This window comes from Paenibacillus sp. PL91 (genome assembly GCF_012935325.2).
Classification (GTDB): Bacteria; Bacillota; Bacilli; order Paenibacillales; family Paenibacillaceae; genus Pristimantibacillus.
The window spans coordinates 1-24020 of the sequence record NZ_JABBYG020000015.1; the positions used below are offsets into that span (position 1 = coordinate 1).

Annotated in this window: 19 protein-coding genes; 11 read left to right on the plus strand and 8 right to left on the minus strand. The window is 48.1% G+C overall.

Annotation, left to right across the window (positions count from 1 at the left end):
• Positions 1 to 102 precede the first annotated feature (102 nt).
• From HI950_RS36470 to HI950_RS26195, 3 genes are all read right to left on the minus strand, one after another.
• Positions 103 to 225, minus strand: coding sequence for a hypothetical protein (locus HI950_RS36470; RefSeq protein WP_262985724.1), 123 nt, complete (start codon positions 223 to 225; stop codon positions 103 to 105).
• 63 nt (positions 226 to 288) lie between these two features.
• The gene (locus HI950_RS26190; protein ID WP_169087367.1) at positions 289 to 2430 is read right to left on the minus strand and encodes a heavy metal translocating P-type ATPase; all 2142 of its coding nucleotides are present in this window, start codon (positions 2428 to 2430) and stop codon (positions 289 to 291) included.
• Positions 2431 to 2605: 175 nt separating this feature from the next.
• Positions 2606 to 3682 (minus strand): copper resistance D family protein, encoded by a 1077-nt coding sequence (locus tag HI950_RS26195; RefSeq protein ID WP_169087369.1) that lies wholly within the window; start codon positions 3680 to 3682, stop codon positions 2606 to 2608.
• A 211-nt stretch (positions 3683 to 3893) separates the two neighbouring features.
• Here HI950_RS26195 and HI950_RS26200 point away from each other — a divergent pair, with 211 nt between their 5' ends.
• From HI950_RS26200 to HI950_RS26215, 4 genes are all read left to right on the plus strand, one after another.
• Positions 3894 to 4259 (plus strand): ArsR/SmtB family transcription factor, encoded by a 366-nt coding sequence (locus HI950_RS26200; RefSeq protein WP_169087371.1) that lies wholly within the window; start codon positions 3894 to 3896, stop codon positions 4257 to 4259.
• Positions 4260 to 4748: 489 nt separating this feature from the next.
• Positions 4749 to 5678, plus strand: coding sequence for an ABC transporter permease (locus HI950_RS26205; RefSeq protein WP_223285517.1), 930 nt, complete (start codon positions 4749 to 4751; stop codon positions 5676 to 5678).
• Positions 5679 to 5696: 18 nt separating this feature from the next.
• Entirely contained in the window at positions 5697 to 6605 is a 909-nt protein-coding gene (locus HI950_RS26210) for a carbohydrate ABC transporter permease (protein ID WP_169087376.1), read from the plus strand.
• 42 nt (positions 6606 to 6647) lie between these two features.
• Positions 6648 to 8261, plus strand: a complete 1614-nt coding sequence (locus HI950_RS26215) for an extracellular solute-binding protein (RefSeq protein WP_169087378.1) — start codon at positions 6648 to 6650, stop codon at positions 8259 to 8261.
• Between the two features lie 78 nt (positions 8262 to 8339).
• On the opposite strand, the gene HI950_RS26220 is transcribed toward HI950_RS26215, so the two are convergent.
• Positions 8340 to 10640, minus strand: coding sequence for a helix-turn-helix domain-containing protein (locus tag HI950_RS26220; protein ID WP_169087380.1), 2301 nt, complete (start codon positions 10638 to 10640; stop codon positions 8340 to 8342).
• Positions 10641 to 10773: 133 nt separating this feature from the next.
• Here HI950_RS26220 and HI950_RS26225 point away from each other — a divergent pair, with 133 nt between their 5' ends.
• The 6 genes from HI950_RS26225 (at position 10774) to HI950_RS26250 (ending at position 19247) form a co-directional block, all read left to right on the plus strand.
• Positions 10774 to 12159: an alpha-L-fucosidase gene (locus HI950_RS26225; protein WP_169087382.1), complete on the plus strand. Its 1386-nt coding sequence runs from the start codon at positions 10774 to 10776 to the stop codon at positions 12157 to 12159.
• 18 nt (positions 12160 to 12177) lie between these two features.
• Entirely contained in the window at positions 12178 to 13464 is a 1287-nt protein-coding gene (locus HI950_RS26230) for an alpha-L-fucosidase (RefSeq protein WP_169087384.1), read from the plus strand.
• A 39-nt stretch (positions 13465 to 13503) separates the two neighbouring features.
• Entirely contained in the window at positions 13504 to 14376 is an 873-nt protein-coding gene (locus HI950_RS26235) for a sugar phosphate isomerase/epimerase family protein (RefSeq protein ID WP_169087386.1), read from the plus strand.
• A 48-nt stretch (positions 14377 to 14424) separates the two neighbouring features.
• A complete protein-coding gene (locus HI950_RS26240; RefSeq protein WP_169087388.1) occupies positions 14425 to 15450 on the plus strand; it encodes a carbohydrate-binding family 9-like protein in 1026 nt (341 codons plus the stop codon).
• A 6-nt stretch (positions 15451 to 15456) separates the two neighbouring features.
• On the plus strand, positions 15457 to 18195 hold the full coding sequence (locus HI950_RS26245) for a transglutaminase domain-containing protein (RefSeq protein WP_169087390.1): 2739 nt from the start codon (positions 15457 to 15459) through the stop codon (positions 18193 to 18195).
• Positions 18196 to 18266: 71 nt separating this feature from the next.
• Positions 18267 to 19247: a glycoside hydrolase family 18 protein gene (locus HI950_RS26250; protein ID WP_169087453.1), complete on the plus strand. Its 981-nt coding sequence runs from the start codon at positions 18267 to 18269 to the stop codon at positions 19245 to 19247.
• A gap of 901 nt (positions 19248 to 20148) precedes the next feature.
• On the opposite strand, the gene HI950_RS26255 is transcribed toward HI950_RS26250, so the two are convergent.
• Entirely contained in the window at positions 20149 to 21102 is a 954-nt protein-coding gene (locus tag HI950_RS26255) for an ATP-dependent DNA ligase (protein WP_169087392.1), read from the minus strand.
• A gap of 159 nt (positions 21103 to 21261) precedes the next feature.
• Here HI950_RS26255 and HI950_RS26260 point away from each other — a divergent pair, with 159 nt between their 5' ends.
• Positions 21262 to 22095, plus strand: coding sequence for a deoxyribonuclease IV (locus tag HI950_RS26260; protein WP_169087394.1), 834 nt, complete (start codon positions 21262 to 21264; stop codon positions 22093 to 22095).
• A gap of 211 nt (positions 22096 to 22306) precedes the next feature.
• Here HI950_RS26260 and ku read toward each other — a convergent pair whose 3' ends face one another.
• From ku to HI950_RS26275, 3 genes are all read right to left on the minus strand, one after another.
• Positions 22307 to 23149: a non-homologous end joining protein Ku gene (ku, locus tag HI950_RS26265; protein WP_169087455.1), complete on the minus strand. Its 843-nt coding sequence runs from the start codon at positions 23147 to 23149 to the stop codon at positions 22307 to 22309.
• 153 nt (positions 23150 to 23302) lie between these two features.
• Positions 23303 to 23611, minus strand: coding sequence for a hypothetical protein (locus HI950_RS26270; RefSeq protein ID WP_169087396.1), 309 nt, complete (start codon positions 23609 to 23611; stop codon positions 23303 to 23305).
• A 158-nt stretch (positions 23612 to 23769) separates the two neighbouring features.
• Entirely contained in the window at positions 23770 to 23994 is a 225-nt protein-coding gene (locus HI950_RS26275; protein ID WP_169087398.1) for a hypothetical protein, read from the minus strand.
• Positions 23995 to 24020 lie beyond the last annotated feature (26 nt).

Below are 24020 nucleotides of genomic sequence, written 5' to 3' on the forward strand. Positions count from 1 at the left end.
GGGCGATTGGGTGCTCCGACAGCGGAAATAGATCTAGAAACTAGATCTATTGCTCACAAATTGGCTCGATTCACGGAGATAGGTCTAGAAAGTAGACCTATTTTAGACGCGCTGCCCACCAAATGAGCGATTGGACGCTCCGCCAGCGGAAAAAGGCAGCTCAAAATCAGATAAAAACAGAAAAATGGCGGTACAGGAATAGCCAATAGCCACCTGCATCGCCATTTTTTCATGTCACTCCATTCAAAGCGAGCTATTTCCACTTCTCCGCATATCTGCAAGATCGGATTAACCCGCACCAAGCCGTTTCTTGCCTTCGATTAAAATGGTCAAGCTCACCAGCGTAACAAATATAGTAGCTCCCATATCGGAGAGAATAGCGATCCATAAGGTGAGCCATCCGGGAATGGTAAGCAAGAGCGCGATTACTTTCAGCCCAAGCGAGACAATGATGTTGAACCGTATGACACGGTTTACCTTCTTCGCAATCGAAACGGCTTCCGGAAGCCTGCCCAAATGATCCTGCATCAGGACGATGTCCGCTGTCTCGATTGCGCTATCCGTTCCTTTACCCATCGCAATGCCGAGCTGCGCGGAGGCGAGAGCGGGAGCGTCATTAATACCGTCGCCAATCATAGCCACCGTATGTTTGGCAGACATCTCTTTAATCCGCTTCACTTTATCCTCGGGTAGCAGATTTCCGTAAAATTCGGATACGCCTACTGCCGTGGCTACTTTCTCTGCGGTTTTCTGATGGTCGCCTGTCAGCATGACGGTGCTTGTAATGCCTAGCTTGTGCAAAGCTGCGATTACAGATCGGCTTTCTTCCCGGATTTCGTCTGCTATGCCGAACATGCCAAGCACGTGTTGCTCGTCTGCGACGAGTACGAGGGTAAGGCCTTCCTCTTTTAGTTGTTCAATGCGGCTTTGGATCGTATCTGGCATTGCAATGTGCCCGATGCTTTTTTCATTTCCGAGCCAGTACGTTTGACCGTTAACCTTCGCTTTCATTCCTCGACCTGATAGCGTCAGGATCTCATCCGGCTCAGGCACGGAGATTGTTCTGCTGTTTATTTCTTTCATTATGGCTTTCGCCAGCGGGTGGGAAGACGACTTCTCGATGGCACCGGCAACTTGGAAAAACCGTTCTTCGTCATAGCACTCCAGCTGCGCCACATGCGGCTCGCCCTTCGTTAATGTCCCTGTCTTGTCAAAAGCAAGCATATCTACTTTGCCAAGCTGCTCTAGGAACACGCCGCCTTTGACCAGCACGCCGTTCCGCGCGTTTCTCGTAATACCCGAAACAATCGCAATGGGAGAGGAAAGGATGAGAGCGCAAGGGCAGCCAACAATTAACACGGATAAGCCTTGATACAGCCATGTCATCCAATCTCCTTGAAAGAGGAGGGGAGGTATGAGCATAACAAAAGCCGCAGCAACCATAATAAGCGGTGTATAATATTTGGCGAATTTATTGATAAACAGTTCGGTTGGTGTTTTCGTCTCTTGAGCTTCCTGAACGAGATGCAATATTTTTGCCAAGGAGGAATCCTTGTATGCTTTATCGATACGGACAAGCAGAAGCCCTTCATTGTTGATGCTCCCGCCGTAAACGGGTTCACCGGACTCCTTCTCGACCGGAAGTGATTCGCCAGTAATAGCAGCTTCATTCACCGAGCTCTTTCCTTCTGAGACCATGCCGTCCGACGGGATTTTCTCTCCTGGCTTTATTTTCACGACGTCACCGACTTGTAGGGAGGCGATCGGAACGATGAGCTCTTGGCCGTTCTCCACCTTTAAAGCTTCCTTAGGGGCTACTTGGAGCAAAGCTTCCATAGAACGCCGTGCTTTCTCCATCCCATATCCTTCGAGCAGCTCATTAAGTCCGAACAAAATCGCAACGAGCGTAGCTTCCTTCCATTCGCCAATGGCAACGGCACCTACTAACGCAATGGTCATTAAAGTATCGATATTAAATTTTAATTTAAATAGGTTTTTGAGTCCTCGGAAAAAGGTCGTGTAACCGCTAATGATCGTAGCGATCACATATAGGAGAATGACCGCTTGTTTGTCAAGAACGCCATCAAGCAGCAATGCCACGGCATAAATTACGCCGGAAGCGATGAGCAATTTAAGCATTTTCCCATTGCCATCAGCATGGCTATGATCATGTCCAGCATGATCATGCCCATCATGAGCGTGATGGCTGTGACCATCTCCGGCATTCGATTCTGCGCCCGTTTCGATATAGGCATTGTCCGACTTTAATATCTTCTTGACTTCAGTCATGGAAATGTTCGGATTCACCGTTAATTTCGCTGAGTTATAGCTTAGCTTTGCATCGGCGCCATGCTCCAATTGTTTAATCTCTTCTTCCAATCGAAGGGCACAGCCGCCGCAAGAAAGTCCTTTTATTCGATATTCATTCATAAGCGATCCTTCTTTCAAAATCAATATATGAATACTTGCTCATATAATATGCGAATCCCATATTTATGTCAAACTTATTCTTCCCCACTTGAAAATAAAAACAAAAAAACCATCGAGCTGTTTCTAAGAAACAGTCCGATGGTATCCTATTCGCCGCAAATGACATTTGGTTCCTTTACTTAACAGACAAAAGAATACCGAGGAACGGCAGCAGAATGCCGATAATCGCCATGATGACAAATAAGCCGCGTTTATCTTTTTTATATAATGGAATCAGCACTGCCAAAGCGATGAGCCCAAGCGCGATCATCGCAAGCTGCGCAAAGCCCCAGCTCCATTGAAGATCTAAGCTCTGAACATTGCCATGCAGCCATTTAAATAACGGAGAAGGAGAGGGAAGCTCAAACTCGTCTTCATGCGGAGGCTCCTGTACACCCATAAATGCTGTTATGATAAGGACAGCAAGGGCAACAAACGTTTCAAGGCGAAGCCACCAGAGCAGCCTGCGCTTATCTGTCCCATTGTTCGTTAGCTTCGATAGAAAGCCATTCATAAAACCAAGAAGGAGAAGCGGCAAAAAAACGAGATGCTTAAGCAGGAGCGCTTCACCGTAATTGATGCCCCATGAATCGATATATCCTTCAACGATGAGCGACATCATCACTAATCCAGCGGCAATGATAACCATCATGCTAACAATCGATAGAGGCGTAAACCACCGGGTAAAAGCTTTCCAATTCAATTCACCCCTTGTGAACCACGCAGCCAAGATGAGCGTTCCAAGCCAAATGGAAACCGCAGCGACATGAAGGGCTTGGGAGAGAAGTCCCCATACGGCAGAAAAGCCGGTAGGGTGGCTTGCCCAGCCGTGAGCAACAATACTGCATACCCATGCGATGGCAAGCAGCCACTTGGTCCACTTTTGCTGGAAACCGACTAATACGGTGATCATATACATGACGGTACAGATGATAAGGTTCCAGATCCAGGCGTTTCCGTAGTTGTAATCCTTTAATACAATGAGCAAAATTTGAACAAAAGACATATTTTCAGCAAAATCCCTAAGGATAACGGTCGTTCGTATAATGGAGATGAACGAGAATAACGGAATGCCTAGAATGGCATATTGGAATAAGTCCAATGGGTATTTGATGGCTGGTTTCGAGCGGTCAGGAATGAATTGAAGCAATAAATATCCACCGGTAAAGGCAAAGGACAAATAAAGCAGCGTTTCAAAAAAGTAAATATACAAGTGTACCAGCTCCAAATACCATTATGATGGTTAGTTTAAGTGAATCATATCACAGCTTTAAACAAGTGAATGTATGCTCATATGACAAATGGTTGAAAATTGTGGCGCAGCCAAACGCAATAAGCGCTTGGATCGCTTGATCAAGACTGCTTTATACGTAATCTTTCTGATATAATGGGAAGCATGAACATAAAGGCGGTGGCAAAAAGAGATGGATCGAGTTGTGGAGGAACAATGCGACGATACGTGTTTAGGCACCGATATGAATCAAAATGTGTTGAATCAAGCAAAGCTGCAGGAGCAAACGGCGGTTGATTTGGCTGAACTGTTTAAAGCGTTAGGTGATCCTACAAGGGTAAAAATGATACATGCTTTGCTGAATAATGAGCTATGCGTTCATGATCTATGTGTCGTACTTAGCATGGCTCAGTCCGCAGTATCTCATCAGCTTCGCTATTTGCGCAATGTGAGAATCGTGAAGCGACGTAAGGAAGGCAAGACCGTTTACTATTCGATTGATGATGACCATGTCAAAGAGATTTTTGTTCAAACCTTAAAGCATTTGGAACACGCTTAAGCGCAAAGAGTAACTGTATGTAAATACGGATACTCTTTTTTTTGTGCTTTTTGGTCACTTATACAAAAGGAGGGCGCTGCATTTTTCATTTGGCTAAAGCTGCTACGTAAATTTTATGAAAACGCATACATGTAATTCTTGATTCCTCCGTTTTCGCCGCCTCAGAGGGCATGTCTAGCGCTTTCAAAGCGATTGGTATATTTTGCGGATGCAGTAAAATCAATGGTTTTCGGACAAAAATGACACATAATCGATATTGTCAGAATAGTCGAACTAGTCATTTTCGTCCTATTTCCTCATAAGAGTTATGCGCTTTCATGTAGAAATGAAAACGACATATTTACGGGGTTTCCTATTGTAGGCTATCGTTGTGAATGTAAGCGGTAGCATTAACGGAAACCTAATCGACAAGTACAAACAAGAGCAACAATTACGAAACCAGGAAGGAGTGATTCTATGCAAGAGGTTAAACGTTTTGCAACGGGCAGCATGCTGAAAGAGCCGGGTAAGATGAAGAACAGAATGGGAAAAAGGCTGCTTCAAAACTGGGAGCTGTATCTATTCATTGCCCCCGCCTTTTTCTACTTTCTTATATTCTCGTATCTTCCGATGTACGGCATACAAATTGCATTCAAAAACTTTATACCGACAAAAGGGATCTTAGGAAGCCCTTGGGTAGGTTTTGATCATTTTGTCCGATTTTTTGATTCTTATTACTTTTGGGACTTGATATGGAACACTTTGAGCATTAGCCTGTATGAATTGGCTGTCGGGTTCCCGATTCCGATTATTCTGGCTCTGGCCTTCAATGAGATTAGGGGCGGGTTCTTTAAGAAGATGGCTCAGACCGTCACTTATGCGCCGCATTTCATTTCAGTCGTCGTGATGGCGGGCATGATTATTACTTTCCTATCGCCTTCGTCAGGAATTGTCACGCATTTGCTTGAATGGCTTGGGTTTGACGCACCTGATTTTCTGACTGATCCTAGATGGTTCAAAACGATGTATGTGCTATCAGGTGTATGGCAAAGCGCCGGTTGGGGTACCATCATTTATTTAGCTGCGCTTTCAGGAGTAGATCCTGGGCTGCATGAGGCAGCGATTATTGACGGCGCTTCCCGCTTCCAACGCGTACGTCATATCAACATTCCAACGATTGTCCCAACGATGACCATATTATTAATTCTAAATATGGGAAGTCTGCTAGGGGTAGGGTTTGAGAAAATTTTATTGCTGCAAAACTCGCTGAATATGGGAGCGTCTGATGTAATTTCAACTTTCGTGTACCGTTCAGGACTTGTAGATGCCCAGTACAGCTTCTCCACCGCTATCGGCTTGTTCAATTCTGTCATTAATGCGTTTGTGTTAGTTGTTGTGAATCAGATTGTAAGACGTACCAATGAAAACAGCTTGTGGTAAAAGAAGGGGGTGCGACCGATGACTAGCGCCGTTAAAGAGAGCGGACGGGACAAAGTGTTTCTCATTTGCAACTATATCTATGTGTTCTTGGCTTTTATTGTCGTAGCCTATCCTGTCATTTATATGATCAGCGCTTCGATAAGCGATCCGAAGTTAGTCGGTTCAGGCGAGATGTGGCTGTGGCCCAAAGGCATAACGTTCGAAGGCTACCAGAGAGTGTTCCAGAACTCGAGCATATGGACCGGATACGGCAACACCATCCTCTATACGGTGGTAGGCACGACGATCAATTTATTGGTTACGCTGCCAGCGGCCTACGCGCTAAGCCGCAAGGATTTTATGGGACGCAACTTTTTTATGGGCATGTTCATGGTTACGATGTTCTTCGGCGGCGGCCTTGTGCCAACCTATTTGCTCGTCAAGGAGCTCGGAATGGTCGATACGATGTGGGCGATTGTCATACCGTCAGCCGCATCGATCTGGAACATTATCGTAGCCCGTACGTTTTTTCAATCCTCGATTCCGAAAGAGCTGCAAGAGGCTGCACAGATTGACGGCTGCACGAACCTGCGGCTGTTCATGAAAATTATTTTGCCGCTGTCGATGCCGATCATTGCCGTTATGGCTTTGTTCTACGGCGTAGGCAACTGGAACAGCTACTTCTCGGCGCTTATTTATTTGAACGATGCTGCGAAATACCCGCTGCAGCTTGTCCTGCGCCAGATTCTTGTTCTGCAGGAGATGTCGGCCCAAGGCGGGGGCGCACTCGATGCGGCAAGCGCGTCTGCTCTCAACAATAAGGCAGAGATCGCTTCGCTGGTGAAGTACGCCGTTATTATCGTTGCGACAGCGCCGATTATCGCGATTTACCCGTTCCTTCAGCGTTACTTTGTGCAAGGTGTCATGATTGGCTCCGTAAAGGGCTGATCTTGCTCATAAATGATATGAAAAAAGGGAGAGGGTTTTTGGATGAAAAAGCTACAGAAAGCATCTTCGGTATTGCTTAGCCTCACGCTGCTTATCTCCGTACTAACAGCTTGTGGTTCCGCGAATGAGGAGGGGAAAACAAACGGAAACAATGCTGGCACAGAAAAGACACCAACCAATGAAGCGAAAGGTGTCAGCAAAGACGGATTTCCTGTCGTAAGCGAACCGATTACGCTCAAGATGATGTCTCAGGATGTCGGTGTCGCGGATTGGAACAAGATGCCTGTTCTACAAGAGATGGAGAAATTGACAGGCATTAAGCTGGAATTCCAGAACGCCCCGCTTGACAGCTTTGCCACCAAGAAGAACCTTGTATTTGCAAGCGGCGATTTGCCGGATATGTTCTATGCAGCAGATCTTAAACCAGCAGAGCAAGTGACTTACGGCTCGCAGGGCGTTCTTATCCCTCTAGAAAAATATATTGATGAGGGCTATGCGCCTAATATCAAAAAAATCTTCGATGATCATCCCGAAATACGCAAGTCCTTCACAACGCCAGACGGTCATATTTATGCGCTGCCTACGGTCGATTTGGCAGCAGTATGGTACCGCGGCCCGATGTGGTACAACGGTAAATTCCTCAAATCTCTTGGGGCATCAGAGCCTAAGACAACAGAAGAGCTATATGCTTATCTGAAGCGCGTTAAGGACGAAGATGCCAATGGAAATGGGAAAAAGGATGAAATTCCGCTCACTTCCGTTAAACTGAATGATTTGCGTATGTACTTCCTTGGCTTCTGGGGCATTTATGATGAGGTCGTTTACGCAGATAAGGATGGCAAAGTGCATTATACACCGCAAGAAGAAGGCTACAAAGGATATTTGACCTTCCTGAACCGTCTATGGAAAGAGGAGCTGCTCGACCATGAGACATTCTCACAGACGGATGAGCAGAAGAAAGCGAAAGGGAAAAACAATCAAATCGCTGTGTTCAACGACTATTTCCCTTACTTCACGCTAGGCGGCGAGCCAAGCGAGGAAAACCCGCTGATGACGCCTGTGAAAAGCGAAATCGCTGACTCACCGGTTTACGGCAAGCACCCTGGTATATCGGCAAACGGCACCTTTGCGATCACAAGCAGCAATCCAGCTCCAGAGGCAACGATGCGCTGGGTAGATTACCTGTACAGCTATGAAGGCGCTACGTTGTTCGGCCAAGGTCCAGAAAACCTGCTGTGGAAATATAAGGACAAGGAAAAACACGAGAAAGAATGGCTTCCGGTTCCAGGCGGCGGCGACCGTGAAGAATACCGCGGTACGATTACGCCAAACTACGGCATTCTTACGCCGGGCATGAATTCAAGCGAGCTTTCAATTGGGCTTCGGAGCGACTTTGATTTATGGATCGATAAGCAAAATGAAGAAAAGCTGGTGCCAATCGCCAAAGCGCCATTCCCTAACGTTTACTTGACGAATGAAGAGCAAACCGAAGCTTCAACTTTGTTATCCGATCTGAACACTTACGTTCAACAGATGGAAGCTAAGTTCGTAACGGGACAAGAATCGCTGTCCAATTGGGACAAGTATTTAGAGCAAATTAAAAAAATGGGCGGGGACCGTATCGCTGAGCTTTATCAAAGCGCTTACGACAGATAAGGGCAGAGCAAATAACCGTACATGGGCATGAAACAAAAATAACCCGGTCATGCGAAATCATGACCGGGTGTTGTTTTGTTATTCGTCATCCAGCTCGGAAACGGAAGGAGCCTGCCCGTTCTCCCAGAACAGCTTGCGGAATTGTCCGGGCGTATAGCCGGTTTCCTTCTTGAACTTTCGGATAAAGTTAGGCGTATCCAAATAGCCGACTTTCATGATGATGTCTTTAAGCGGGGCAGTGGTTGTCTTCAACTGATGCTTAACCTCTTCCAGCCTTTTTTGCCATATATATTGAATAAAGTTGAGGCCCATCTTTTCCTTGAAGGATCGGCTGACATGAGAAGGTGAAATCGCGAACTCAAAGGCGATCGTCTCCAGACTGAGGGCATTTTCCATATAGTGATCGTCGATATAGGATACAATCCGATCGATTTGCGATTGTTCTTCTTTCTGATTGTCCCGCTCCACTTGCGTGCAAATTCGGGAGGCGAGATTCAGGAAGCCGGCCTCCAGCTCATCCAGCGAATGGCTGTATATCATGTTCGGCGCCATATCCTGAATTAAATTATGAATGCCAAGCTCAGATGCGGTTTTTAGCATCGTATTCAAAATATCGAAGCATATACAGCGTTTCTGTAAAGCGGACATGTCAGATGTTTGCAGGCTCCGGATAGACGGGCTGATCATCTGTTCCGCTACGTCATAGCTGCCCTGCTTCAAGCTTTGGGACAGCTTCATCAGCGAGTTAGCCGGAATCCAGAAGGTGTGGTCCGTCGTGTCCTGCAGCTTCTCGAAATAAGTGACGTTGCCGTGGCCGCTCGATCCCCGCATTTCGAATGCGGAGCAAGCTTCGATAAAGGATTGGTTGAGCTGGTCCGGGCTAGCGTAGCAGGTTCCGACGCCTATGGACGGAGCAGCATCAAACGTTTCCAGCATATTGCTTAAAACCGCTTCGACAATGCGGCGAATGGGAGTGAATGGCTGCTGAGCATCTTCCATATTCAAGCTGATAATAAGCGCGAGCTGCTCGAGCTGAGGGAGCTCCACGCCATAGGCATGCGCTTCGAGTTCGGGGAACTCGATTTGGGCTAGAAGCTCAATGATTTCCTTCCGATCCTGCTTATCCTCGTGCTTATCGCCCGTTTCGCTCCAACTGATCACCATGACAAAGTGGTGGCTGCGGTCGAAATGAACATCGAAGGCTTCTTGAAGCTCCGGTGTAAGGCTTTGTGCATTCCCGTATTTGAGCAGCATGGACAGAAAATGATTGCGGGCGTACGGCTCTTGCAGGTCTACGCGCGAGCTGTACTCCTGCAGCGCTGTCCGAATTCGGTCAAGCTCATTGCCGGTTGCGGCAAGCTCGGCTGTCGGATTCTTCGGCTTGGATTTGGAATTGGCGAACTCCAGCAGCGTAGAGATCGGTTGGTATTGCATTCTGGCGAGCAAGAGCGCAATCGCAGCCCCGACGATAACGACGATGCTGAACAGCATGACGATAAAGCTGCGAACATGCACAACGCTGCTGAAAAATTGCGCGCTAGGCATAACCGTCACATACGTCCAGCCATTGTTCTCCGATTTTACGGATACGATCGAGTGCGGCTTGCCGTCTAAAATTTTGTCGTGAATGCCGGGAGAGAGGCCGAATAGTGACTGTGCCTCCGCATTCGTCAACGCTTCACCCTGCCTGTTGTCTACTAGAATTTGGCCGTTGTTGTCCAAAATATAAGTCAAACCTTGATAGTTGCCTAGAATCGAATCGATTAGGCTCGTGAGCTCAGATTCCTTGATGAGATACATGATCGTTCCATGCGGATTTGGGCTGTAAGGCGTGATGGGAACGAGATAAGCGAGCATCGTATCCTGCAGGGTAGCGTTGCGGATAACGGTATCGGCTGGCCGCATCGTTGGGAATTTAACGCTGTTCAAATCCTGCAGAACCGTTTCTTTGTTCCAGCTGCTGAAGTGGAAGCTGCTTGAGAATACGTCAAGGCTCGACAGCCCTTTCGCAGAGTAAATGTTTTTGTCTTTGTGAAAATACAAGAACAATTCACCAATGATGGAGCTAGTCGCTTTATATTGATCCAATGCTTGAATGGCTTCGCCGCTGTAGTAAGAATCGTGAACACGAAAGGGCGTTAGCCTCTTGTCATAGGAGATGCGGGAAGCGATTTCACCTAATTCCTTCATCCGTCCGTCAATAATTACTTTCGTTTGCGTTAATTGATTGAGTCGGGATTGTTCGATTTCAGAACGTAGATTGGTGACTGCGCTTTGATAGATAAATATTGTCATAAGAATTAATGGGATAAGTAAAATGAACAAGTAGGACCAGATATATTTTAAGAATAGTTTGGATTTAAAGTAGTTCTGTTTCATTTATTCTGCCTCCTGTATTTTACCGACCAATTAATTTTGATTCTAATCATATCAACAAATTTACAATTTGGACATAGAGCGGAAGAATGCTAAAAGCTCACATAACGAAAAACACATGACATGGGAGGCTAATATGAGCGAGATAAAAGCAGCAGATGGGCAAGAGCAAGTGGTTGAACAAGGCGTTCACAACTATAGCAGCGAAGAGCAGTGGGTGAAGCCCGAGGACCCGCTTCTACTGGAGCGCCTTGAATGGTTTAAGGATCAGAAGCTTGGCCTGATGATGCACTGGGGGCCTTATTCTCAGCTAGGCGTTGTGGAATCCTGGGCACTCAGCGACAAGGATGAGGAATGGTCGCGCGACGGCATCGATTGGGATGTTGATGCAGATGAGCTGAAGCGGCAATATTTTGGGCTAAATCAAACGTTTAATCCGCTCCGCTTTCAGCCTGAGCTATGGGCAGACTTAGCTGCGGAGAATGGCTTTAAGTATTTGAATTTTACGACGAAGCATCATGACGGCTTCTGCATGTGGGACACCCATACGACCGACTATCGTATTACGGGCCCGGATTGTCCGTTTCATATGAACAAAAACGCCGATATTTGCAAGCAGCTTTTTGATGCTTTTCGCGCTAGGGGCTTAGCGATCTCCGCCTACTTCTCGAAGGCCGATTGGCATACGCCTTACTACTGGGCACCGGGGATGGAGCGCGGGACGTTCACGGCGCGCGGGCCTTCCTATGATCCGAAGCAGTACCCGTGGCTGTGGGAGAAATTCGTGCAATTTACCCATGAGCAGATTATGGAGCTGATGACGCGCTACGGCCGAATCGATGTGCTGTGGCTCGACGCAGGCTGGGTCAACGACTATCGTGACCAGAACATCCGGCTAGGCGAGGTGGTGGACAAGGCGCGGGAAATTCAGCCTTGGCTGCTGTCGGCTGACCGTACTGTCGGCGGACCATACGAGAATTTGATTACGCCGGAGCAAACGCTGCCGGAGCGTCCGCTGAATGTGCCATGGGAGAGCTGCATTACGATGGGCACCTCGTTCTCCTTCCGTTATGAGGACAAATATAAGTCCGTTCGGCAATTGATTCATTTGCTCGTCGAGATTGTTGCGAAGGGCGGCAACTTGGCTTTGAATGTCGGGCCGCAGCCGGATGGTAGGCTCTCAGAAACGGCTATTTCCAGAATCAAAGGAATGGGCGAATGGCTGAAGATTTATGGCGAGGCGATCTATGGGACGCGCATTTGCGAGCCGTATTCCGTTGACAACTGCCAGTTTACGAGAAAAGGCGATACCGTCTATGCGTTTTATTTGTATAAGGATGAGCAAGAGGAAGTGAACGAGGAGCTGTATCTTCCGATCCAACAAGCCTTCAGCCAAATCGATCTCGTAGGCGGTCAAGAAAATCTTCAATACCGTAGAACGGACAACGGAATTAGCGTGCTTTTACCAGAAAATGAACGGCTAGGACAAGCGCCAATCGCGCATGTATTCCGGATCAAGTAACGAAAGAGGGAATGGGAGATGCAAGAGTGGTTCAAGGAAGCGAAGCTCGGTATTTTTATACACTATGGGATTTATGCGGTAGACGGAGTGGCAGAGTCCTGGTCGTTCTATAACGGGAGAATGTCCTATGAGGATTATATGAAACAGCTGGATGGCTTCACGGCATCGAAGTTCGATGCGGACAAATGGGCCGATTTGATCGAACAATCAGGAGCGAAATACGCGGTGCTTACGACGAAGCACCATGACGGGGTAGCCTTGTGGGACACTAAGTACAGCGATTTAAACGTCGTGAAGAAGACGCCGGCGAAGCGGGATCTCATTCGGGAGTATGCCGAAGCCGTGACGAGCAGAGGCATTCGCCTTGGGATGTATTACTCGCTGATCGATTGGTCGCATCCCGATTATCCGACTGTATTTGAAGGCGGCAAGGTGCCTGATGATTTGAGTAGCGTAAATAGATTTTCGAGCCCTGTCGACGGCATTCAGGATGAAGAGAAATGGAGCAAGTTTCTCCAGTTTAACAATGACCAGCTGCGGGAGATTTTGACGGACTACGGGAAGGTTGATTTGCTCTGGTTCGATGGCGACTGGGAACGAAGCGCGGAGCAGTGGAATTTGCCGGAATTCAAGCAGTACCTTCAATCGTTTAACCCGGATATCATCATCAACTCACGCCTGCAAGGCTATGGCGATTACAAAACGCCGGAGCAAGGCATTCCGATTACGCGGCCGGAGGGCCCATGGGAGTTTTGCACGACAATCAATAGCTCATGGGGTTATGTGCCAACGGATGACAAGTACAAATCATTGAACCAGATCATCCGAATGTTCTGCGATTGCATCACCTTGGGCGGCAATATGCTGCTTGATATCGGTCCAATGGAAGACGGGACGATCGATAAGAGACAAGAAGACATTTTGCTTGGGCTAGGCGATTGGATACGAACGCATGAGGAAGCGGTATTCGGGACAGAAGAAGGCATTATGACCCGTTATTATTTGGGCGGCAGCACCGTGTCGAAGGATAAGAAGACATTGTATCTCTTCGTATACGACGACCCGAAAGAAAATGTGTGCCTGAAAGGGTTGTCTAACAAGATCAAAAAAATTACGGTGCTTCACTCCGGCAAGGAGCTTACGCATGAAATTCACGGCGGCGTGCCGTGGTTCAACATTCCAGGAACGACATGGGTTCATATGACTTCGGAAGACACTCATGAGCAAGTAACCGTGCTTAAGCTTGAATTTGATGAAGAGCTGGATATGTACGGCGGCTCTGGTGCCGTTGTCACCCATAACTAGTTTACTAATCTAGTAGGCTCTCCAAGGAGGAAGTAAACGATGAAAATTGGATTAAGCTCTTATAGTTTATTAACCGCGATAAAAGCTGGAGAATTGACCATCCTTGATGCCATCCGCTGGATTGCGGACAACGGCGGGGAGCATATGGAGATTGTCCCTTATGGCTATACATTGGTGGACAATCCGGAGCTGGCCGACGCCGTTCGGGAGACAGCAAAGGAAGCGGGCATAGCGCTGTCGAACTACTCGATGCCGGCCAATTTTGTACAAGATACGGATGAGCTGTTCGACGAGGAAGTAGCTAGGGTCAAGCAGCATGTTGATCTTGTGTACCGGCTTGGCATGAACCATATGCGGCATGATGTTACCGCCTTTACACTTCCCGCAGACAAGATGACGATCAAGTGGTTCGAGGACCATCTGCATCTCATGGTGAAGGGCAGCCAGCTCATCGCTGACTATGCCGCGCAGTACGGCATTACGACAACGATTGAGAATCACGGCTTTAGCGTGCAATCCAGCGACCGCGTGCAGCGTGTTCTGCTTGCGGTTGATCGGCCGAATTTTAAGACGACGCTTGATGTCGGCAACTTCATGTGCGTGGACGAGAATCCGATAATCGGCGTCAAGAAGAACCTGCCCTTTGCATCGCTCATCCATTTCAAGGACTTCTACTTCCGTCCGTACGATCAGCATCCGGGCGGCGGGGACTGGTTTCTGACATCAAACGGCAATTATTTGCGCGGGGCCATCGTGGGGCATGGGGACATTGAAATTCGCAAAATCGTTAAGCTCATCAAGCAGTCGGGTTATGACGGATATATCACGATCGAATTCGAAGGCATGGAAGAATGCAAATCGGCATCCCGCATCGCAATGGACAATCTGCGCCGCTTTTGGGATGAGTGCTAACGATAGACGAGATTAATAGATTAAGGGCAAACAATCGGAGGGAATCGTATGAATTTGAGCGGAGTGCCAGAGCCTAATATCGAATATGCTCCCAAGCATTATCTATGCAAGCGTGCGACGGAGGCGCTTGTTCTGGACGGCCGCGTCGATAAACCGTTTTGGGCAGCGGCGGACTGGACGGATGATTTTGTAGATATCGAAGGCGATCTAAAGCCTAAGCCAGCGAAGCAGACTCGGGTCAAAATGTTATGGGACGACGACTATTTTTATTTTGCGGCGGAATTGATCGAGGATCAGATTTGGGCTACGCTGACGGAACGGGATTCGGTTATTTTTTATGATAATGATTTTGAAATTTTCATTGATCCTGACGGGGATACCCACCATTATTACGAATTCGAAATCAATGCGCTGAACACCGTTTGGGATTTGCTGCTCGTTAAGCCTTACCGTGACGGGGGCCCTCCGGTTAATGGCTGGGATATTAGCGGACTCCAGACGGCGGTCCACATTGACGGCGAGCTGAACAAGCCTGGCGCAGCGAACCGGAAATGGAGCATAGAGGTGGCGATGCCTTGGAAGAGTCTGCGCGAATGTGCAGCCGAAAGCAGGCAGCCGGTCGCGGGCGAGTTCTGGCGCGTTAACTTCTCACGCGTCGAATGGCAGGCTGAGGTGCAGGATGGTCAATATCGCAAGGTTGTGAATCCAGATACGGGGAAGCCGTATCCGGAGGATAACTGGGTATGGTCGCCGATGGGGCTTATTAATATGCATTACCCGGAGCTATGGGGCTATGTCGTGTTTGCGGATGGAGACGAAGGGGATTCGTTCGAGCTGCCGCGGGATGAGCGCATCAAGTGGGAGCTGCGCAAGCTCTATTACCGTGAGCGCAATTACTTCGCCAGCCACGGGGAGTTTGCGAAAGAAGCGAGCCTGTTAATGATGGGCGATGAGTATTGGAGCATAACGCCGGTGATTGAGACGACCCGCTCCTTATTTCAGATTTCAGCGCCGTCTACGGACGGAAAGTCTATCTACTGCATTAGAGAAGACGGAAAGCTATGGAAGGAGTGAATACGGATGACCATACAGACCGCTGTATTCTCGTTGGATCATGATGCGATGGAGCTTATTGATCGCAAATTCCGTGAGAAGCAGCTGATCGCTCAGGCTAGAGCGCATGAGCTGTTTGATATTTTTCAGCAAGAGCTGACCGTGGAGGAGACATGGGCGCTTAAATATTTATTCGCGTATATGCCGGTGAACGATTTGGCTGATTATGACGGAGACTTATTTTTAAGCCATGTGCGCCAAACGTTGGATATTCGGGGACGGGTACCATGGGGAGAGCGAGTGCCTGATCACCTGTTTCTGCACTTCGTCCTGCCGTACCGCGTAAATACGGAGAATATCGAGGATTCACGGGGCATTCTGTATCGTGAGTTGGCGGATCGGACCGCGCATATGTCGATGGAGGAAGCGATTCTGGAGACGAATTATTGGTGCCAAGAGAAGGCTAACTACATCGGAAGCGATTTGCGTACGATCTCGCCGCTGACGATGATTCGGAATGCGCGGGGGCGCTGCGGCGAGGAGTCGACGCTTGCGGTAGCTGCGCTTCGCAGCATTGGCATTCCAGCAAGGCAAGTATACACGCCGCGCTGGGCGCATTGTGACGACAACCACGCCTGGGTGGAAGCATGGGCCGACGGCAAGTGGCATTACATCGGCGCTTGCGAGCCGGAAGCGAAGCTGAACCAAGGCTGGTTCAGTCCGCCAGCCCGTCGGGCGATGCTGATCAACACGCGGATTTTTGCGAACTATCCGGGACCGGAGGACATTACGCTTGCGGATGAGTGGTTCACTGAAATCAATTTGCTTGAAGGCTATGCGCCTACTAGGACCGTTACCGTCCAAGTGAAGGATGAGCAAGGCGGACCAGTTAGCGGGGCCGACGTCTATTTTGAGCTGTACAATATGGCTGAATTTTATCCGATTGCCGTACTGCCAACGAATGAGCAGGGCGAGGCAGCGTTCAAGACAGGCTTTGGCGATTTGATGATCCGCGCAGTAAAGGATTGCAAATGGGGAGAAGAGAAGGTTACAGTCGCTGACGCCGAGCGGTTCGAGATTCGATTGAATCAGTCGCAGCAGCCGGATGGGAGCTTGGACTTCGACATGGTTCCCCCGCAGGAACGAAGCGGGGAGTCTTCCGATGCTCCATCCGAGGAGGAGCTGCAAAGGCATAACAACCGGATTGAAGAAGGAACAAAGCTGCGTACCAGCTATGAAAATACGTTCCTGAGCGAGGTGGAAGCGACGGAGCTTGCGGTGGCTGCTGGCCTTCCGCAGGAGCGGGTGTGGGAAGTGCTGCGCAAGGCGCGCGGGAATAGCCGCGAGATAGCGGCCTTCCTGGAGGAGTCCTCATTCGAATATGGAGAGTGGCCGCTGCGGCTGCTGGAGAGCATGAGGGAGAAGGATCTTATCGACACGTTCCGGCCGGCGCTTGTAGATCATTTGATCGGCTCGTTGCCGCAGCGCGGAGAGCTGCCGGATGATATCTTCGTCTCGTATGTTCTTTGTCCGCGTGTGCTGGACGAAATGATCGTACCTTATAAGCATTTCTTCCAGGATACGTTTACCGAAGAGGAAACGGCCGCGTTCCGCCAAGATCCTGCCGCGCTTGTGCGTGTATTGGATAGGGAGTGGGAGCTGTGGGAGGACCTTCCGAACTTGAAGGGCAAGGGAAATCCGGTAGGCACCTTCCATATTAAAAAGGGTGACCGAGCTTCCGTCGATATTTTGTTCGTCGCGATTTGCCGCAGCCTAGGCATTCCGGCAAGACTTCATCCAAGCGAGCAAAAGCCGCAATATATGGCGAGTGGCAGCTGGCAGGATGCGCTGCGTCCGCAGGGAACGAAGGAGCAGTTAGAGGAGAGCGAAAGTCGGCAGGATGCGCTGCGTTCGAAGGGAACGAAGGAGCAGTTAGAGGAGAGCGAAAGTCGGCAGGATGCGCTGCGTTCGAAGGGAACGAAGGAGCAATTAGTGGAGAACGGCAATGGCACGCTGCGACTTCTTCGGGATAGCGAAGCTGCGGCAGGCGCTCCCGCTGCGGCATACTCCGACAATTTTACACTTGCACGGCTGGAGAAAGGAATCTATAAAACGCTGTTCTACCAACATGGCAAATCAGATATGTACGATGAACCGTTCGAGGTTGAACAAGGCTCCTATCGACTGACATCAGGCATACGTCTGAAGGATGGCACGGTTCGCGTGCGCTTTACTTACTTCACGGTGCGGGCCGGGGAGCAAACGGACGTTCTGCTCACATTCCGCGAGGCTATGCTTGATCTTCCTGTGCTCGGGACGATGATTCGAAACAATCCGGTCACACTTCTTGACGGAACGAGCAAGACACTGGGAGAGCTGATCGGCATTAACGGAGCGGTTGTCGCTTGGATAGAGCCGGAACGTGAGCCGACCAAGCATTTGATTCGAGAAATAAGCGAGCTTGCCGAGCCGTTCGCGGAGCTTGGAGCTCCTATCGTTCTCGTTGTCGGCAATTCAGAGTGGACCGTTTCGTTTGATCCTTCTAACTATCCGAAGCTTCCGCCTAATACTATATTTACACGGGATTCCACCTATTCTTCGCTGCCGGACTTTATAGCTGTTCCGCCGGCAAGCGAGGCGGGCTTCCCGCATCTCTTCGTGCTGGACAGCGCGGACCAAATTCGCTATACCGCATCCGGATACAAGATCGGAACCGGAAAGGAAGCTTTGCAGCTTCTAACCGGCGTATGGCAGCAACCCATTTAAAGGAGTGAGGCAAGGTGACAAAGCAGAAATATATCGTGGCAGGGTACGCTGTCGATTCCAAGCTTCCTGACATGACGCAGGAAGATTTGATGAAATTAACGCATTTGAATGTGGCGTTCGGCCATGTGCGCAATGATGAGATTACGATAGACCATTTGAAGCATATGGATGCAGTATGGAAGATTAAGCGCGATTTCCCTGAGCTGACAATTTTATTATCCGTTGGAGGCTGGAGTGCTGGCGGGTTCTCCGAAGCAGCGTCTACCGATGAAGGTAGAAACCGCATGGCGGATTCGGCGGTTCGCATCTTGACCGATTATCCGTTCGACGGTATCGATCTCGATTGGGAATACCCATGTTATGGCGAAGCGGGCATCGCATCAAGCCCAGCAGATAAGACGAACTTTACGCTGCTTCTTAAGACGATGCGCGAGGCATTTGATCGTCAAGGCGCAAGCGATGATCGGCATTACCTGCTCACTATAGCTGCAGGAGCGGATCAATATTATGTAGATGGTACGGAGATGGATCAAGTCCAGCAGTACTTGGATTTTGTACAGTTGATGACCTACGATATGCGCGGGGGCTTTCAAATTTTGACAGGTCACCATACGAATTTGCACACACCGACTGGGGATTTGTTCCGCATTAGTACAGAGGCATCCGTTAATCTGTTCGCTCGTGCAGGCGTGCCGAAGGAGAAAATCGTCATCGGCGCGGCATTTTATTCCCGAATGTGGAATCAGGTTCCTGACCGCAATCACGGGCTGAACCAAATGGCGGGAAGCACCGGCGGATATGGACCGGATTTTACTACGCTAGCAGCAGAATATATCGACAAGAACGGTTACGTTCGATACTGGGACAACGAAGCTAAAGCGCCGTACCTCTTTAACGGAAGCAGCTTCATCTCCTATGAGGATGAGCAATCGCTTCAGCACAAATGCGAATATGTGAAGCGCAGTGAGCTGGGCGGCGTGATGTTCTGGGAATACGGCTGCGACGAGACGCATCGGCTGCTTGACGCGATTTATGAAGGGCTTAAGTCTTGAACATGAAAAGACGGGCTTCTTAAAGTGAAGGCAATATTAAACGGTTACGCTTTTTCGGAACAAACATGAACCAAAACGAGCCTGAAGAAGTGAACGATGACTCGCCAGAGGAGCACTTATTTCAAAGTGTCCTTTTGTGGGTCACCGTTCTAATCGCTTCTAAGGCTCGTTTTGCATATGTGGATTCGTGCTCGAATGCTCTGATCGGACCAAAGCTTAAACCGCGATATTGCACAACCGCTGTGATTATGCTAATTGGCGTTATTTTTTCAGATATTGAACAATTTTATTAGAACTTTGCATGCATATGCTGTGAGGTTAGATTGTAACTTTAGATGAAAAAATGGACTTTCCTCGTAAACCAGCATCCTCAAACATTGAAGTCGAGAAAATAACAGGAAAACCTCCAGCTAATAGTCCGATTTGGTGGCAATAAAAACATTTAACATGAAAAACTCCAGCTAAAAGTACAGTAATTACTCATAATGGCTAAAATGCAGGAAATTAGCAGGATAAATTCCTTCTAAAGCTACTTTTCACCTGAAATCCCTAGAAATAACAGGAGTTTTTCCTGTTAAATTTGCTGACAGGCCAAGCCAAACCGTGCTGCCTTGTCAGGCCGAGCCAAAGCCAAGCAAGCAAGCAAGCAAGCCAGCCAAGTCAGGCAAGTCAGGCAAGCCAAGCAAGCAAGCCAGCCAAGTCAGGCAAGTCAGGCAAGCCAAGCAAGCCAAGCCGTTCCTTGTAAGAAACCAAAGCTCCGCCAACACCTTCTACTTCCAGCATCCCCAGCGCCAAATCCGAGCTGTATCGGTACCGAAGCGGACCGGAGTCTGTAAATTATAGCGCGGCTAATCTGCATACATAGCATTGCTGAATACATCAACTCAGCATTTTATGCACACTACTCTCCCTTTAACTGGTCAACCGTACATTCGCTTCTATCCATTTTAACAACAGCTTGAATGCTTGGGTGACGCATTGTCCCCCCGGGGGTAAACTCGAGATATTCGACTTTGACTGTAAGCGCAGGCGTTACCCAGACAGCATCTTTGGACCTTTCCGGCTCATTTATGAAAGGCCTATCGGTTACTTGCTTTTCCTTTATGTCTGCAGTTATGGCTGCCCAATCTTTTTGGGTTAATTTACCGGTACCTGCGTGGCCGATGTAAATCAATTCACGGTCATTCGTATAAATGCCAAGCAATAGAGCGTTTACTATGTGATGTCTAAAAGTGACCCCGCCTACGACGGCGAATAGGTCCTTCATGACCTTCTGTTTTCTCCAACGCCCGTCTTTTCCGTTAATGCGATAAGTACTTTGAAGGTCCTTAAAAATGACACCTTCCATTTGATATTGCTTCATCAGGTCGAATAAGGCTATGCCATCATCAAAGTTTTGTATGATTTGAATGTTATTTTGCGGAATAATGATTTTCTCAAGTAATGCCTGCCGGTACTCTAATGGCCTATCCGTTACCCAATCCCCGTTATAAAATAATATGTCAAAGATCATATAGGTAACGGGAGTTCGAGCTGAAGAATGCTTGATTTTTTGAGATTGTTTTAAGCTGTCCCTTTTCATAACCTCGTAAAAGGAAGGTTTATTCTGATCAAAGGCAATAATTTCTCCATCAAGAATAACAGAATGAGCTTTGCAGAATTCGCTTACGTTAAGAAGTTCGGGATACTGTATAGTCCGTTCATTCATTCTCCGGTTAAACAGTTTTGTTTCGTCACCGTCAAAATAAAGTAATACTCGGACTCCATCCCACTTAATTTGCGTTACCCAGTTATCTCCCTTGGGCGGGATCGACGTACTTATAGGCTCAAATGGATAAATGGGTTTTAGCTCCATACTCAACCTCCCGAAAATTTTATAGCTCAAGTTTGTCCATATATAGGCTGCAGCATAACACTTTTTCTAAATGCTGGTATATTTGATATTCCGTATAGAAAGCATATAGGATGGATATTTGTTGAGAGCATGAAATGGTTTTGGAGTGGGAGGGGAAAAATGAAGCTTGGAAGCCATGTGACAATTAGTAACGGGTATCTAGCCGCAGCCAAGGCGGCAGTAAAGCTTGGGGCAAATGCATTTCAGTATTTTCCTAAAAACCCGCGCAGCCTGTCTTTGAAGGCCTATGACCACAGGGATACAGATGCCTGTGCTCGTTTTTGCCAAGAGCAAGGACTGGTTTCCATAGCCCACACACCGTATACGACTAATTTATCGATCGAAGATCCGGAGATGCAGCAAGTGATGGCAAGCTCCATTTTAAACGATTTGGACATCGCAGAAGCGTGTGGATCGATCGGCGTTGTCGTACATTTTGGCAAATATAAAGGTCCTGACCCTCTACAGGGATATAAATTAATGATCGATATGCTCAATAACGTTCTTATGAACTGGAAAGGTAAAGCTCTTCTGCTTATTGAGAATAATGCTGGGCAAGGGGTGAAAATGGGGCTCACGTTAGAGGAGCTTGTGCAAATCCGTAAACTGACGGATTATCCCGATAAAATCGGATTTTGCTTCGATACATGCCATGCATTCGCAAGTGGGTTATGGACCGGACATAATTGGACGACAATTATGGAAAAGGGGATTGAACTAGGGTACTTCACCAACCTTAAAGCTATCCATCTCAATGATTCCGTATACCCAAGCAGCTCCTTTCGGGACCGACATGCAAATGTAGGGAAGGGATGCATCGGCGAAAATAATATAAAGGAATTTTTGCGCTCCACTGTAATAAAGGATCTGCCTATCATCTTGGAGACACCGAGCTCTAAGGAATATTCTCACCTTGAAGAGATTAAATGCGTACATACACTGGCTGCAAACTAATAAGCAAAACGGAGATAAAAATACGGAAACGAGCAAGCTTCGTATACAACTCGCAGATCTCAACCTAAGGAAAACAAAATTCTAACCATTTTGCACATTTCGCACATAAAAAAGCTCATTCCATGGAATGAGCTTTTTAAATCAATCGTCCAACGATTTCAAGGTATGCACATTGCGCGTTCCAACCCGTAAATCATGCAACACAGCTTCCTTATGAAACGACATCCTTGGCTTTCCGAGTGGTGGTCTTCCGTTTTTTCGGTTTCGGTTCAGCCGGCGGTATTTTCGCTGCCTCAAGTGAAGCTTGAAGCGCGCTCATAAGGTCAATGACGTTCGTGCGGCCAGCAGATGGCGCTGATACTTTATCGACGCTTTCGCCGGCAATTTTATGCGAAATCGCCTCCAGCATCGCTGCACGGTAATCGTCCGTGTACTTCTCTGCTTGAAATGGCTCCGATAGCTGCTCAATGAGCTGCTTTGCCATTTGCAGCTCTTTATCATTCACAACAGCTTGCTCAGGAAGATTAGGCACTTCCGTGAGCGAGCGAATTTCATCCGGATAATGCATCGTCTCCATGCAGAGGCAATTGCCGACCGCTCGAATCGCCGCCAAGCTGCTTTTGCTTCGGATCGAAATTTTAGCGATGCCGATTTTGCCTGTTTGCCTGATTGCCTCAAGCAGCAAACTATATGCACCGGAGCCCGCCATATCAGGGGAGAGGTAATAAGCCTTTTGAAAATACAAAGGATCGATATCCGTAAGATCGACAAAGTCGAGTATCTGGATGACCCGCGCTGACTCGGGCTTCATCGCTTCCAGCTCCTCCTCGTTAAACAAAACAAACTTGCCTTTCTCATACTCAAAGCCTTTGGCGATGTCCTCAGGCTTAACCTCTTCTTCGCAATGAGGGCATGTTTTTACATATGAAATAGGCATGCCGCATGTTTTGTGGATTTGACGGAAGTGCACGTCTTTGTCTTCTGTTGCCGTAAACATTTTCACCGGTACATGAACCAATCCGAAGCTAATTGCACCTTTCCAAACCGTATGCATCCAATCGCCGCCCTGCTTTTTTTCAATAGGATGCTCGTGTTTGGGCAAAGTATACGAGCGGGCAGGGAGACTGGCGATCTCTAAATATGGAAGCCAAAGCAAAGAGACCTCCATAAGCTCATTTGAGCATATGAAAGGTCTCTATAGCTTCTGCTATTTATGATCTTGTTGGGTGCTTTTGGCAGTCTGCTGCCTAAGCTCGGTATTTTTGACTGTGAGCTGCTTAGCTATAGCAGCCTGCGAAGCTTCAATTCGGGCTGCCTCTTCCGTTAATTTCGCGATTTGCGTCATTTTGCTGCTGAGATCAGTCGGGGAGGAGCTCACTTTGATGTTTTTTTGCAGCTGCTTTATTTTGGCGAGAGCTTTCTCTCTTTTTATCTTGTCGTTCGCGCTTTGCTTTTGAAGGTCGGCGATTTCTCTTTTCAACCGGCTAATGATGGACGTTGTAAAGCTAATGGACATAGGGCACCTCATCATCGTATAGTGTTGCATCGCCCCATTTTACTATAAATAGCAGGTTTAAGCGAGAAAAGAAAGGCCCGAAAGCAGGACACCGTCTCTTGGTGTCTTCCTTCGGGCCATCGTTCATCGACAACGGTCAGATCTGGCTGTTGTTTCTGTTATTGATCGAGGTCTTGCTTTTGCTCTGTCTGGCCTGTACTGCCCTTGCGAGACACAGGTCCGATAAATCGTCCTAGAAGCATAAATAATGGCGAGGTTTCGAGTTCGACTAGATTGAGCATCTCCACCCAGTTGAAAATGACGAGAAACGGCAATAATCCAATTGCAAGAACGCCGAATAGAAGCCCGATGGAAATATTGCGAAGCATTTTGAAAAGTGTCATGCGCTCATCTCCAATCCTGCGGATTT